Origin of the sequence: Ensifer canadensis (assembly GCF_017488845.2) — a bacterium.
GTDB classification, from domain to species: Bacteria; Pseudomonadota; Alphaproteobacteria; order Rhizobiales; family Rhizobiaceae; genus Ensifer; species Ensifer canadensis.
In genome coordinates, this window is the sequence record NZ_CP083370.1 from 2,461,251 (window position 1) to 2,474,125 (window position 12,875).

The following is a 12,875-nucleotide window of genomic DNA, read 5'->3' on the forward strand; positions in this document are numbered from 1 at the left end:
TTCCCGTTGCAGCAAATTCCAGCGGCCAGGCCATGCGCAGAGGCAGTAGTGAGGGAAAACGACAGGGCCTTTCGCAACAGACCCGCTGGTCTGAAATTTTATGTCGCGCCCTTGGCGGTGCGAGACATATTGCTTCGGCCACTCCAGCTTTTGAGCGGTCGAAGATCGAAGCTGGCACCCTTTGTCCCATCAAGCACCATCCATTCGCGCCGCCGACGCAGCGCGGCTGGATTCCTGTGACAAGCACAGGAATGAGGGAGGGGACGTAGTTGCAGCCAGCGTATTCAGAATCTGGTCCCCAACAATCGCGGCAATATTATCCCAAGCTCAGGACAATGAGACGGGATCATTGGTCAGAGGGCATGCAGATAGGGCGAGATATCCTCCCAATCCGGGTTCATGCGTTCGATCAGGTTCAACTTCCACTTTCGAGGCCATTTCTTGATCGTTTTCTCCCGAGTTATCGCCGCGGTCAGCAAATCAAACTCCTCAAACCAGACCAGCGTCTTGACGTATCTCGATGTGAAGCCGGGCGTCAGGTCGTTCTGATGTTCGTAAAGCCGGGTGGCGAGATCCTTCGTCACGCCAACATAAAGCGTGCCTTTCGCTTGGACGCGAGGATGTAGACATAGCCCCTCATGAAAGGGAAATTGGCGATATCGCGCTTATTGCACAAGTAAAAATTGTAGTTGGGTGAAAGAATTTCGACCGCCCGCCACGCCCTCATTCCTGTGCTTGTCACAGGAATCCAGCCGCGCCGCGTCGGCGGCGCGACTTAGCTGGTCTGAGGGCGGAACTCCCCCAACTTCGTACTGCACCAGTGCCGAAAAGATACGAGAATCGGGACAAAGCCCAACCGCGAGAGCTAATCGTCGGGCCTCACCCCTCCAAATACCCGTCGATCACGGCCAGAAATGCCTCGCCGTACCGCTCGCGTTTGCTTTCGCCGATGCCGGGGATGTCGAGCAGCTCGTCGAAGCCGCGCGGGCGCTCCTTGGCGAGCGCGATCAGCGTTGCATCCGGGAAGACGACGTAGGGCGGCACGTTCAGGTCCTTGGCGATGGTGAAGCGCTCGGCGCGCAGCAGTTCGAACAGTTCGAGGTCGGAACCGGCAAGGTCGGCGCGCTCGCGCTGGCTGCCCGATTTCGCCTGCCGCGCCGCCTTGCCCGTCTGCGGGCGGTCCTTGCGAAACAGCACCTGGCGCTCGCGCTTGAACACGGCGCGGGCCTCCGCTTCGAGCTTGACTGCGCCGAAGGCCGTGTGATCGACGCTGACGAGACCGGCGGCCAGCAATTGCCGAAACACCGATTGCCAGGTACGCGCCGGCAGATCCTTGCCGGCGCCGAAGACCGGGATGTCGACATGGCCGAAACGCTCGGTCTTTTCGTTGACGGTCCCCATCAGCACGTCGACGACATGGCCGGTGCCGAAGCGCTCGCCGGTGCGGTAGACGGCGGCGAGCGCCTTGATCGCGGCCTCGGTGCCGTCCCAGGTTTCCACGGGCTTCAGGCAGGTATCGCAATGACCGCAACGACCGGGATGCGCCTCGCCGAAATGCGCGAGGATCGCCTGTCGGCGGCAGCCAGCCGTCTCACAGATCGCCAAAAGCGCATTGAGCTTGCCGCGCTCGATGCGCTTGATTTCGTCCGCCACTGCGCCCTCGTCGATCATCCGGCGGCGCTGCAAGACGTCGGCCATGCCATAGGCCATCCAGACCTCGGACGGTTGGCCGTCACGTCCGGCGCGGCCGGTCTCCTGGTAATAGGCCTCGACCGAGCCCGGCAGATCGAGATGGGCGACATAGCGCACATCCGGCTTGTCGATGCCCATGCCGAAGGCGACGGTTGCGACCAGGCAGAGGCTCTCCTCCTTGAGGAACGCGTCCTGATGGGTGTCGCGCAGCGTCCGGTCCATGCCGGCGTGATAGGGCAGCGCTCGAATGCCCTGCCCGTTCAACCATTCCGCAGTGTCCTCGACCTTTGCCCGCGACAGGCAATAGACGATGCCGGACGATCCGCGGAAGCGGGAGACAAAGCGCAGCAACTGCTGGCGCGGCTGGTCGCGCTCGACAATTTCATAGGCGATGTTCGGTCGGTCGAAGCTGGTGGTAAAGACTTCGGCGCCCTGCAGCGACAAGCGCTCGATAATGTCTTCGCGGGTATGCGGATCGGCCGTCGCCGTCAGCGCGATGCGCGGAACGCCGGGATAGCGCTCGGCAAGCAGGCCGAGGGTGCGATATTCCGGCCGGAAATCATGACCCCACTGCGAAACGCAATGGGCCTCGTCGATGGCGAAAAGCGCAATGCGGGCATTGCCGATGAGATCGGCGAAACCATCGGTGACGATGCGCTCGGGCGTGACGTAGAGGAGGTCAAGCGTGCCATCGGCAATCTGCCGGCGCACGGCCACCGCTTCTTCGCGCGTCAGGGACGAATTGAGTGCCGCCGCATTGACGCCGAGCTGCTTCAACGCCTCGACCTGATCGCGCATCAGCGCGATCAGCGGCGAAACGACGACGCCGAGGCCGGGACGGCAGAGTGCAGGGATCTGGAAGCAGAGCGACTTGCCGGCGCCGGTCGGAAACAGAACGACTGCATCGCCTCCGGCGGCCACATGCTCGACCACCTCCTGCTGCCGGCCGCGAAAGGCGGAGTAGCCATAGACGCGTTTGAGCACATCCAAAGGTGCCGGCGCGGCTCCGTCGAAGAGATGGCCGGCGACGCCCTTGGCGCATTGCGCCCTTTGCCCAATCTCCATCATATCTCCTTTACGGGAATCACCTGATCATCATCGCCCCAAGCGACCGCAATGCCATAGCCTTCCGGTCAACGGAATAGAGCAAGGCAAATCGCGGCGGCTGGACGGGCGGCTTCGGACCTGTTAGCTGAACTCGCCGCCGATGCGACCCTTCCGGTCACCGGCAATCTCGTGGATTGAAAAAACTGGAAAGTAACGATGTCTAGCATTCTGGCGGCAAGCGGCGGCGTCAAGCAGTTAATCTGCATCAACTGGGGGACCAAATACGGCGCGCCCTTCATCAACCGCCTCTATGCCATGGCGGCGCGCAACATCACCCCGCCCTTCACCTTCACCTGCTTCACCGACAATCGCGAGGGTCTGCACCCGGAAATTCTCTGCGAGGATCTGCCGCCGCTGGACATTGGAAAAATGCCCGAGAAGACGCCGGGCATCTGGAACAAATCTCGGCTATGGGGCGCCAAGCTGGGCAACCTCAGCGGACCGGTGCTGTTTCTGGACCTCGATATCGTCATCGTCGGGTCGCTCGACGCCTTCTTCGAGGTCGGAGAACCCGACGATGTGATCCTGGCGCGCAACCAGACGACGCCGTTCGAACGGCTCGGCCAGACCTCGCTGTTTCGCTTCCCGGTCGGCAAGCTGGTGCCGCTGCAGCAGAAGTTCCTGGCCGATCCGCAAGCCGTTGCCAATGAATACCGCTTCGAGCAGCGTTTCGTGACGCGCAACGCGCCGGGCGGCGTAAAACTTTTCCCAAGGCGCTGGGTGCTGCATTTCCGGCAGGACTGCCACTGGCCGCTCCCCCTAAACTACTTCTTCGCGCCGCGCCTGCCGACCGATGCACGCGTGGTGCTTTTCCCCCGCAGCCTGCTGCCGCAGCATGCGATCGACGGACAGTATGGCTATCGCGGCCGCGTGGACACGCCGCTCGGGCATATCCGGCGCCTGTTTTCCGGTGACCGGCGTGAAAAGAATCCAATCCGCTACCTGCGCCACTATATCCGCCCAGCTCCCTGGGTGGCCGAACATTGGCGCGAATAGTCGGCATACTGTTGAGACCGGACCGGATTTCGGCGTGGGCGCGCGACTTTTCGGCGGTCACCGGGCCGCCGGTCCCTTCACGCGGCCGGAGAGCACACCGAAGCCTTCGATGATCGCTTCCTGGTTTTCAAGCCGCGTCACTTCGAACTGTACTTCCTGAAGTGTGCGCAGGAGCTGAGGCACGGCCTCGAGGTCTCCCTCCTCGGTCGCATGCGCCAGTTCCCGCTCCAGCTCGCGCCGCTGCCAATGCAACGCCTTGGAGCGCTGGTGCAGCGCCAGCGCCTGCAGGTAACCCTCGCGCGCATCCTCGGGTGCCGCAGCAGCTGTCGCCGTCCACAGCCGGGCATAGCGGATCTGCTGGTCGATGGCCGCGATCAAGGGCGCAAAGCCTTCGGCTTCCAGCTGTTCCACCAGCCCTTCACGCGTCAGGCGCGGGCCGTTGGCGGCAGCCGCATTGAGCACCGCCGCCCAGCAGCGTTGCAGATCGCGGTGGTCGAACTCGATGGTCGAGATCTCGTCGTATTCGTCAAACAGCAGTTGCGGGTGGTTGACGATGGTGAGCGCCAGCACGCTTTCGCGCAACGAGGGCACCGCCTGCTGGCCGCTGACCAGCGACGAGCGCGCCAGCCGGTCCGAGATTGCCGTCGGACCCGAGGTGTTGGGCTGGCGTCCACCCTGCCCGCCGCGTTGGCCGCCGCCCTGGCGGCCGCCGCGCTCGAATTGCCGCCGCTCGCCGCCGCGACCGGGGCTTGAGGCCTGCAGGAAGGCGTGCAGCCGGTCGCGCATGTCCTGGCCATAGTGGCGCCGCACACTTTCGTCGGCAATGACGGCGGTGACCTGCTTCAGCCTCGCTTCAAGTTCGGCGCGTTTTTCCGGCGTATCGAACGAGCCGCCCTGGATTTCACGTTGCCAGACCATCTCGGCCAGCGACCTTGCATTGGCCAGCACCTGGTCGAAGGGCGCCCGCCCCTCTTGCCGCACCAGATCGTCCGGGTCCTTGCCGTCAGGCAGCATGGCAAAGCGCACCGAGCGGCCGGGTTTCAGATGCGGCAGCGCCAGATCGACGCCGCGGTTGGCAGCGCGGATGCCGGCGCCGTCGCCATCGAAGCAGAGCACCGGCTGCGACGTCATCTTCCAGAGCAGATCGAGCTGGTTTTCGGTGAGTGCTGTTCCAAGCGGCGCAACGGCATTCTCGACGCCCGCCTGGTGGAGCGCGATCACGTCCATATAGCCCTCGACCGCGATGATCGTCGCCGTAGCACTTTCGTTTTGCCCGGCATCACCGGGGCGGCTGCCCCCGGACATTGCACGGCGTGCCCGGGCAAAGTTGTAGAGCACGTTGCCCTTGTGGAAGAGCTCGGTCTCATTCGAATTGAGATACTTCGCCGGCGCATCCGGCGACATGGCGCGGCCGCCGAAGGCGATGACCTTTTCGCGCGACGACAGGATCGGAAACATGATGCGGTCACGGAAGCGGTCGTAGGAAACCGGCACTTCGGGACCATGCACCACCAGGCCGCAGGCCTCTATCTGCTCCTTGCCGATGCCCTTGCCGGCCAAAAATTCCTTCAGCGCATTGCGGCTGTCGGGCGCAAAGCCGAGGCGAAAGGTCTCGATGGTGCGGCCGGTCAGCCCGCGCTCGCGCAGATAGGCGCGCGCCTTGGCGCCATTGGCCGTCTGTAGCTGGTCCTCGAAAAACTGGGTCGCCAGCTCCATCACATCGAGCAGGCTGGTGCGTTCCTTTTCGCGCTTCTCGGCCTGCGGGTCGGGCTGCGGCATGGCAACACCGGCCATGTCGGCGATCTGCTGCACCGCCTCGGGGAAGCTCAGGCCTTCGAGATCGGTGAGGAAGCGGAAGTGGTCGCCGGTAACGCCACAGCCGAAGCAATGGTAGCGGCCCTTGCGGTCCTCGCAGTGGAAGCTCGGAGATTTCTCGCCGTGGAACGGGCAGCAGGCCCAGTAGTCGCCGCGCGAGACATTGGTCTTGCGCCGATCCCAGGTGACGCGTTTGGCGATCACGTCCGAAATCGGCACGCGGTCGCGTATCTCGTCAAGAAAGGACTGTGAAAAGCGCATGGGTACCTCTGGTCAATCCTCCATATAGGCGGCGAAACCGCCGGACGCCACAGCGCTGACCGGCCTTGCCCGCAATTCACAGGCTGTAAAAAGGCAATTGCAAACCCCGCTTGCTGTAGGTCATCGGATGATGCGCGTCTAGCGCGAACATGTTTCTACACCCAGGCCGTGCATCGACCCTGACTCCGACCAAGCACAACAGGATGAATTCGCCTCCCGACCTCGGATCCCGCATCATGGCCATCACCGTCGAAGCACTTGCATCCAGCGCCGGCTTCTTCAACGCCGTGCCCAGCGGCATGGGATGGGATGGCCCGCCGGGTCGCAGCAGCCTCTGGCTGTCGCAGGGTTTCATCCGGGAATATTGGGATTATCAGGCGGAGAAGTTCGCGCTGATCGATCAGGCCCATGAAAGGCTCACCGGCAATTTCAATGCCGCAACGGCGCCCGCCGCAGACGAGCGGGCGCAGTCGGTTACTTCAGCAGGTCCTTGACCAGGCCGGAGGCCTTGGCGAAGTCCATCTGGCCGGGATACCGTTCCTTGAGCGCGTTCATGCACTTGCCCATGTCGCGAAGCCCGTGCGCGCCGGTTTCCTGGATCACCGAAGCACAGAGTTCCTTGACCTTATCCTCTGGCAACTGAGCCGGCAGGAACTGGTTGATGATGACGATTTCCTGCCGCTCCTGCTCGGCAAGCTCCGGCCGGCCGCCCTGGTCGTAGATGCGCGCCGATTCCTCGCGCTGCTTGATCATCTTGGCGAGGATCTGCAGGATCTCGTCGTCGCCGACCGGATCCTTGCCCAGGCCACGGTTGGCAATATCACGATCCTTGATCGCAGCCTGGATCAGCCGCACGGTTGAGGTGCGCCGCGTGTCCTTGGCCTTCAGGGCTTCTTTCAGTACCTCAGCGAACTGGTCGCGCATGTCTTTCTCCATGTCGAAGCCGGCCCGCGGTGCTCTTGCCCGGAACCGGTTCGATGCGTCAATGTTGTCGTCGTCTTAAACCAGTGTGGCAGGTGCAATCAAACGGATTACACAACCGCTTGAATTAAAAGGAATTTTATTTCCAGACAATTCACAGCGGCTGGTTGACCGGGCTTTGCGCTTTGGCTATTTTCCCGCACCTGCACGACATTGGCATGTGAGCACTTTTCGCGGGGATTCCGCGCGTCCATGCCTGAGCACATAAAATGGCGATCAGCCGTCGGGCTTTCAAGCCCCGCCTCGCGCCGCAACGGGATAGGAACGATGACCGCGACACCCGCATGGACCACTGAAAAACCCACCGCTTTGCTCGTTCTTGCCGATGGCACCGTCATCGAAGGCAAGGGCATCGGCGCAACCGGCAAGGTGCAGGCGGAAGTCTGCTTCAACACGGCACTGACCGGCTACCAGGAAATCCTGACGGATCCTTCCTACCTCAGCCAGATCGTCACCTTCACCTTCCCGCACATCGGCAATATCGGCGCCAATGACGAGGACATCGAAGACCTGACGCCGGCAGCCCGCCACGGCGCGGTCGGCGTGATCTTCAAGGCCGATATCACCGAGCCGTCGAACTACCGGTCCGTCAAGCACCTCGATGCCTGGCTGAAAGCCCGCGGCATCATCGGCCTCTGCGGCATCGACACCCGGGCACTCACCGCCTGGATCCGCGAAAACGGCATGCCCAACGCCGTCATCGCCCACGATCCCTCAGGCGTCTTCGACATCGAGACGCTGAAGAAGGAAGCCAAGGCTTGGAGCGGGCTTGAAGGCCTCGATCTTGCCAAGGTCGCGACCTCCGGCCAGTCCTCGCAGTGGACCGAGAAGCCCTGGGTCTGGGACGAAGGCTATTCGACGCTCGGCGATGCCGAGGCCGACTACCACGTCGTCGCCCTCGACTACGGCGTCAAGCGCAACATCCTGCGCCTCTTCACCGGCCTCAACGCCCGCGTCACCGTGATGCCGGCAACGACGAGCGCCGAAGAGGTGCTTGCCCAGAAGCCGGACGGCATCTTCCTCTCCAACGGCCCGGGCGACCCGGCGGCAACCGGCGAATACGCCGTGCCTGTCATCCAGGACCTGCTGAAGAGCGATATCCCGGTGTTCGGTATCTGCCTCGGTCACCAGATGCTGGCGCTGGCGCTTGGCGGCAAGACCGAAAAAATGCACCAGGGCCACCATGGCGCCAACCATCCGGTCAAGGATCACACCACGGGCAAGGTCGAGATCGTCTCGATGAACCACGGCTTCGCGGTCGATTCGAAGTCGCTGCCGGAAGGTGTTGAAGAGACTCACATTTCGCTGTTCGACGGCACCAATTGCGGCCTGCGCGTCGCCGGCAAGCCGGTGTTCTCGGTGCAGCATCACCCGGAAGCCTCGCCGGGCCCGCAGGACAGCCACTACCTCTTCCGCCGGTTCATGAACCTCGTGCGCGAGAAAAAGGGCGAACCGGCGCTTGCCGAGCGCTGAGCGCGCGACCGAGACAGCATAGAGGCCCGCTCCAAGCGGGCCTTTTTCATTTGAACCCTAACTTTCTGCCATCCTTAAAACCAGTAGCGGCCGGCATAGACGCAGGTCATGACCGCGCCGGAGAGGATCACGAACAGCCGCACGACTTGGGCCGGCAGCACCCGCACCAGATGACCGCCGGCATAGCCGCCGATCAGCGCGCCCGACAACATCGTCAGCGTCTCAGGCCATTGCACCATGCCCTTCGCGATGAAGATGACGATCGCCGCGAGGCTGACACAGCTGCCGAGCAGGTTCTTCATCACCTTGACCTTGCGGATGTCGCCCGGCTCTTGCAGCGAAAGCACCGCCGTCAGGAGGATGCCGAGCCCCGCACCAAAGAAACCGCCATAGATCGAAGTGGCAAACAGCGCGGCCATTCCTTCGGTCCTTGATGCTTGTCCCTTCCCGCGATGCGTTACGGTCCACTGGCCGATGCGCGGCGCAAACGCAAAGAGCAGCGTGGCAAGGCCGATGAGCCCGGGAACCGGCAGCACGAAGAGGCGATCGGGAAGCGCAAGCAGAACCAGTGCGCCGATGACGCCGCCAACGACGCAGAGGGCGTGCAGGACCAGCATGCGCCGATCGAAGGTCGGCAGCTTCTCGCGATCGGCAATCGCCGCCAGCAGGTGCCCAGGTGCGATGGCAATGGCATTCGAGGCATTGGCAACAACAGGCGGAAGACCCGCGGCAAGCATCGCCGGGAAGGTGATCAGCGTTGCGCCCCCTGCTAGCGCATTGATGATGCCGCCGGCTATGCCGGCGAGAAACAGAAGAGGCGCGATCAGTCCGTCCATGCCATGCCTTTCGCAATGATGCGAAGAGATCTAGCCTGTGGCCGTGACCACGTCTGGAACGTTTGTGACCGCCCGCATGTTTTCGCCATAGGCGCGTGGTGTGGCGCCGAAGACGCGGCGGAAATGACGGCCGAGATGGCTCTGGTCGGCAAAACCATATTTTGCTGCGATGTCGGCCACCGACGTTTCCGATCGCAGATCGCGCCGGGCCGCGTTCAGGCGGTGCATCAGCCGATAGGCGTGCGGCGACATACCGATCAGCCGCGTGAACCGACGACTGAAACCTTCGCGGCTCAGACCATGACGAACGGCGATCTTGCCGACCGTCATGCTGCTTACACCGATATCGCCAAGCCAGAGATCGTCGCTCGCATGTCCCGGCAACCTGCCACCCGCTTGCAATCGTTCCCCAACGCCGCGGAGCAGCGCGAGCGGATCGGCCTCCCCTTCGGAAAGCCCGAGTTCACGAAGCGAGTATACTGTGGGGCCACAGCCTGCATCCGGCAGGGCAGCGTAGAGGTTGAGGCATTGCGCGCCCTCGGGCTCGGCAGCAAGGCTTCGGTGCGGCATACCGGCGGGAATGTGCAGGCACTGCCCCGCCTCGACCCGGAGTATCACGCTTCCCACCTGAAAGGCGCGACAGCCGGAATGCACCGTCGTCAGCTGGCTTTCGGGGTGGAAATGCATGCCAAGTGCCGGTGCAGGCCCGCCAGCCCAGAAGGCGTACTCGACTTCAGGCGACGCCCGGCCCAGCCAATAAGTCCATTGATGGTTCTCGTGCGGGATCATTCGACAACTCGGGCATCCGTTCGGGCGAAGGATAGGTTGGGGCCGCCCGACGCGCAACGGCAGTGATGCACGCCATCTGGCCAATCATTGCAGCTATGCGGCCGACCCTTGCGCGCCGGGCAGATGCTCGGCGATGAAGTCGACCACCGCGCGCACCGACGGCAGTTGCCCCCGCCGATGCGGCATCAGCAGGGTCGTGGTGACGCTGCCCGCTTCCCAATCGGGCAGGACACGAACGAGGCTGCCCTCCTCGATTTCCGCCCGGCAGAGTTTGCGCGGCAGCGCGGTGATGCCGAGGCCGGAAACGGCGGCCGCACGGAGCACATTGGATTCGTCCGCAAGGAAACGCGGCTCCGGACGGACCCGGACGACCACACCCGCATCATTGCGCATCGTCCATCCCTCGGCGGTCAACGACGCCAGAAGTCCGTCATGACGCGAAAGCTCGCTCGGTTCGCGCGGGGCCCCGCGGCTTTCGAGATAGGCCGGTGCCGCCACCAGCCAGATGGCGTCCGTTGCCACCCGCCGCTGCACAAGACCCGAATCGGGCAAGGGCGCGAAGTGATCGCGCACGGCGATGTCGAAGCCTTCCTGGACGACGTCGACGAAACGGTCGGTCGCGTGCACCATCACGCGCATCTTAGGGTATGCGAGCGCCAACGGCGGTAGAAGGCCTGCCAGCGTCATCTGCGCCGTCGGCACTGAGGCGGTGATCCTGACCGTGCCGCTCGGCTCAGCGAGCCGGCCCTTGACGATGGCTTCGGCCGCATCCGCCTCGATCAGCATCGCCGCGGCATGTCGATAGAAGTCCTCGCCGATCTCGGTCACGGTGAAGCGGCGCGACGTGCGGTTGATCAGCCTGACGCCGAGTGTCTTTTCCAGTTCGGCCACGCGCTTGCTCAGCGTCGATTTCGGCATGTTGAGCGCGCGCGCGGCCGGCGCGAACCCCTTGTGATCGACCACATGGGCAAAGACGATGAAGTCGTTGAGATTGCGCATGGCCATTTTCCGATGTCTACAAATGTGGACGATACATCCACATTTGCCCGTCTTCCGCAATATCGTCCATGAATTTATCTCTTCTCCATCGAACTCACATCGAAGGAAAAGATCATGGGTAGCTATCAGGACAAGAAAGCCGTCGTCATCGGCGGCACGCATGGCATGGGCCTGGCGACAGTCGAACGGCTCGTCAACGGCGGCGCGGAAGTACTCTTGACCGGCAACAATGCGGCCAACCTCGCCAAGATCCAGGAGCGCTTCGGGGCGCGTGTCCATGCGGTAAAATCCGACATCTCCGACCTCGGCGAGATCGCCGTGCTCGGGGCGACCGTCGGCCAAAAGCTGGGGTCGATCGATCTGTTGCACGTCAACGCCGGCACGTCGCTGCTCGAACTGTTCGACCAGGTGACGGAGGCCTCCTACGACCGACAGTTCACCATCAACACCAAGGGCGCCTTCTTCACCGTGCAGCGGCTGGCGCCGCTCATCCGCGACGGCGGCTCCATCGTCTTCACCTCTTCTGTCGCCGATGTCGGCGGTCATGCGGGCATGGCTGTCTATAGCGGCAGCAAGGCGGCACTGATCTCGTTTGCCTCCGTCTTTGCCGCCGAACTGTTGCCACGCGGCATCCGCGTCAACTCGGTCAGCCCCGGCTTCATCGACACGCCGACCAAGGGCGTTGCCGGCATCACCGATGCCGAGCGTGCAGAGTTCAAGGCGCTGGGGGACGCGATCACGCCCATGGGCCGCAACGGCACCGCCGACGAAGTGGCCCGCGCCGTGCTGTTCCTCGCCTTCGACGCGACGTTTACCACTGGCGCGAGGCTGACGGTCGATGGCGGTCTCGGCCAGCAATTGTCGCCGGCTGCCTGAAACAAGCCAGAACGGAGAATCGGATGTCCAATTGCATCACCATCATCGGCCTCGGCGCCATGGGCACGGCCCTCGCAAACGCCCTCATCGAAGCAGGCAACGTAACGACGGTCTGGAACCGCACCCAGGCGCGGGCTGACACACTTGTTGCCCGCGGCGCGCGCCGAGCCGAAACGGTGCAGGAAGCCATCGACGTCAGCGACGTGATCGTGCTGTGCCTCACCGATTATACCGCCGCCGAAGCCACGCTTGCCGACGCCGCTCCCTTGCTGGCCGGCAAGACCGTCGTCAACCTCACCGATGGTCGCCCGGACGAGGTCCGGGCGACCGCCGGCCGTCTTGGCGGATACGGTGCGCTCTATCTCGACGGCGGCATCATGGCGACGCCGCCGATGATCGGCTCGTCGCACGCCTTCATTCTCTACAGCGGCAGCGCCGATGCGTTTGAGGGCGCAAAGGAGCAACTAGCTGCCTTTGGCCAGAGCCACTATCTCGGCGAAGATCCTGTTCTCGCCGCGGTCAACGACCTCGCATTGCTGTCGGCGATGTACGGCCTCTTCGGCGGCTATCTGCACGCAACGGCGCTTGCCGGCAGCGTTGGCGTCACGGCAATACAGTTCCTAGCCTTCGTCGAGCCCTGGCTGGCAGCGATGATGACGGCTCTGCCCGACCTTGCCGAGCGGATCGACAGCGGCGACCACGCCCGCGACGTGATGTCGAACCTTGCGATGCAATCGGTGGCGATCACCAATATCGTCGCCGCAAGCCGCAGCCAGGGCATCGATCCGGCGTTCATGGATCCGATCGAAAGACTGGCGCAAAAGCGCCTCGCCGGCGGCTTCGGTGCCGACGAGATCTCCGGCATCATCGAGGGAATGCGGGCAAAATAGGGTTCTGTCGTCCACGGGTGGCAGGCGCCGGCGAAAGCAGCGTCCGCCGCTCGCCTAAACATCGTCATAACCAACCGGCTCGAGCAAAACGGTCCGCGGTCGAAAGGTCGCGGGCCCTCGCTTGCTGTTGACCCGCCGCCGGGCTTCACGCATCCTCGCC

General features: G+C 63.4%; 11 protein-coding genes and 1 pseudogene. 5 read left to right on the forward strand and 7 right to left on the reverse strand.

From position 1 onward, the window contains the following. Positions 1 to 353 precede the first annotated feature (353 nt). Together J3R84_RS11985 and recQ are read right to left on the reverse strand one after the other, a co-directional pair. Positions 354 to 640: pseudogene (locus J3R84_RS11985) on the reverse strand (GIY-YIG nuclease family protein). A 239-nt stretch (positions 641 to 879) separates the two neighbouring features. Further along, a complete protein-coding gene (gene recQ / locus J3R84_RS11990; RefSeq protein ID WP_025427887.1) occupies positions 880 to 2,757 on the reverse strand; it encodes a DNA helicase RecQ in 1,878 nt (625 codons plus the stop codon). 198 nt (positions 2,758 to 2,955) lie between these two features. Between recQ and J3R84_RS11995 the strand changes: the two genes are divergently transcribed. Further along, entirely contained in the window at positions 2,956 to 3,795 is an 840-nt protein-coding gene (locus J3R84_RS11995; RefSeq protein WP_025427888.1) for a hypothetical protein, read from the forward strand. Positions 3,796 to 3,852: 57 nt separating this feature from the next. Here the strand turns inward: J3R84_RS11995 and dnaG are convergent, their stop codons facing one another. After that, positions 3,853 to 5,871, reverse strand: a complete 2,019-nt coding sequence (gene dnaG, locus J3R84_RS12000; RefSeq protein WP_025427889.1) for a DNA primase — start codon at positions 5,869 to 5,871, stop codon at positions 3,853 to 3,855. A gap of 236 nt (positions 5,872 to 6,107) precedes the next feature. Here dnaG and J3R84_RS12005 point away from each other — a divergent pair, with 236 nt between their 5' ends. Continuing rightward, positions 6,108 to 6,365 (forward strand): hypothetical protein, encoded by a 258-nt coding sequence (locus J3R84_RS12005; RefSeq protein ID WP_025427890.1) that lies wholly within the window; start codon positions 6,108 to 6,110, stop codon positions 6,363 to 6,365. Here the strand turns inward: J3R84_RS12005 and J3R84_RS12010 are convergent. After that, on the reverse strand, positions 6,346 to 6,795 hold the full coding sequence (locus J3R84_RS12010) for a GatB/YqeY domain-containing protein (protein ID WP_025427891.1): 450 nt from the start codon (positions 6,793 to 6,795) through the stop codon (positions 6,346 to 6,348). The genes J3R84_RS12005 and J3R84_RS12010 overlap by 20 nt on opposite strands. A 324-nt stretch (positions 6,796 to 7,119) precedes the next feature. Here J3R84_RS12010 and carA point away from each other — a divergent pair, with 324 nt between their 5' ends. Further along, on the forward strand, positions 7,120 to 8,325 hold the full coding sequence (gene carA / locus J3R84_RS12015; protein WP_025427892.1) for a glutamine-hydrolyzing carbamoyl-phosphate synthase small subunit: 1,206 nt from the start codon (positions 7,120 to 7,122) through the stop codon (positions 8,323 to 8,325). 74 nt (positions 8,326 to 8,399) lie between these two features. Here carA and J3R84_RS12020 read toward each other — a convergent pair whose 3' ends face one another. The 3 genes from J3R84_RS12020 to J3R84_RS12030 form a co-directional block, all read right to left on the reverse strand. Further along, the gene (locus J3R84_RS12020; RefSeq protein WP_025427893.1) at positions 8,400 to 9,161 is read right to left on the reverse strand and encodes a sulfite exporter TauE/SafE family protein; all 762 of its coding nucleotides are present in this window, start codon (positions 9,159 to 9,161) and stop codon (positions 8,400 to 8,402) included. Between the two features lie 30 nt (positions 9,162 to 9,191). After that, positions 9,192 to 9,950 carry an AraC family transcriptional regulator gene (locus tag J3R84_RS12025; RefSeq protein ID WP_025427894.1) on the reverse strand — a complete coding sequence of 253 codons (759 nt, stop codon included), beginning with the start codon at positions 9,948 to 9,950 and terminating at the stop codon, positions 9,192 to 9,194. Between the two features lie 93 nt (positions 9,951 to 10,043). After that, entirely contained in the window at positions 10,044 to 10,949 is a 906-nt protein-coding gene (locus J3R84_RS12030) for a LysR substrate-binding domain-containing protein (protein WP_025427895.1), read from the reverse strand. Between the two features lie 114 nt (positions 10,950 to 11,063). On the opposite strand from J3R84_RS12030, the gene J3R84_RS12035 reads away from it, so the two are divergent. Continuing rightward, entirely contained in the window at positions 11,064 to 11,825 is a 762-nt protein-coding gene (locus J3R84_RS12035) for an SDR family oxidoreductase (RefSeq protein WP_203529139.1), read from the forward strand. Positions 11,826 to 11,848: 23 nt separating this feature from the next. Further along, positions 11,849 to 12,715 carry an NAD(P)-dependent oxidoreductase gene (locus J3R84_RS12040; RefSeq protein WP_025427897.1) on the forward strand — a complete coding sequence of 289 codons (867 nt, stop codon included), beginning with the start codon at positions 11,849 to 11,851 and terminating at the stop codon, positions 12,713 to 12,715. The last annotated feature ends 160 nt before the right edge of the window (positions 12,716 to 12,875 follow it).

Coding starts and splice junctions, on each gene's coding strand:
- J3R84_RS12035 (WP_203529139.1), top strand. CDS start 11,064: ATGGGTAGCTATCAGGACAAGAAAGCCGTCGTCATCGGCGGCACGCAT.
- J3R84_RS11995 (WP_025427888.1), top strand. CDS start 2,956: ATGTCTAGCATTCTGGCGGCAAGCGGCGGCGTCAAGCAGTTAATCTGC.
- dnaG (WP_025427889.1), bottom strand. CDS start 5,871: ATGCGCTTTTCACAGTCCTTTCTTGACGAGATACGCGACCGCGTGCCG.
- J3R84_RS12030 (WP_025427895.1), bottom strand. CDS start 10,949: ATGCGCAATCTCAACGACTTCATCGTCTTTGCCCATGTGGTCGATCAC.
- J3R84_RS12005 (WP_025427890.1), top strand. CDS start 6,108: ATGGCCATCACCGTCGAAGCACTTGCATCCAGCGCCGGCTTCTTCAAC.
- J3R84_RS12020 (WP_025427893.1), bottom strand. CDS start 9,161: ATGGACGGACTGATCGCGCCTCTTCTGTTTCTCGCCGGCATAGCCGGC.
- carA (WP_025427892.1), top strand. CDS start 7,120: ATGACCGCGACACCCGCATGGACCACTGAAAAACCCACCGCTTTGCTC.
- J3R84_RS12010 (WP_025427891.1), bottom strand. CDS start 6,795: ATGCGCGACCAGTTCGCTGAGGTACTGAAAGAAGCCCTGAAGGCCAAG.
- J3R84_RS12025 (WP_025427894.1), bottom strand. CDS start 9,950: ATGATCCCGCACGAGAACCATCAATGGACTTATTGGCTGGGCCGGGCG.
- recQ (WP_025427887.1), bottom strand. CDS start 2,757: ATGGAGATTGGGCAAAGGGCGCAATGCGCCAAGGGCGTCGCCGGCCAT.
- J3R84_RS12040 (WP_025427897.1), top strand. CDS start 11,849: ATGTCCAATTGCATCACCATCATCGGCCTCGGCGCCATGGGCACGGCC.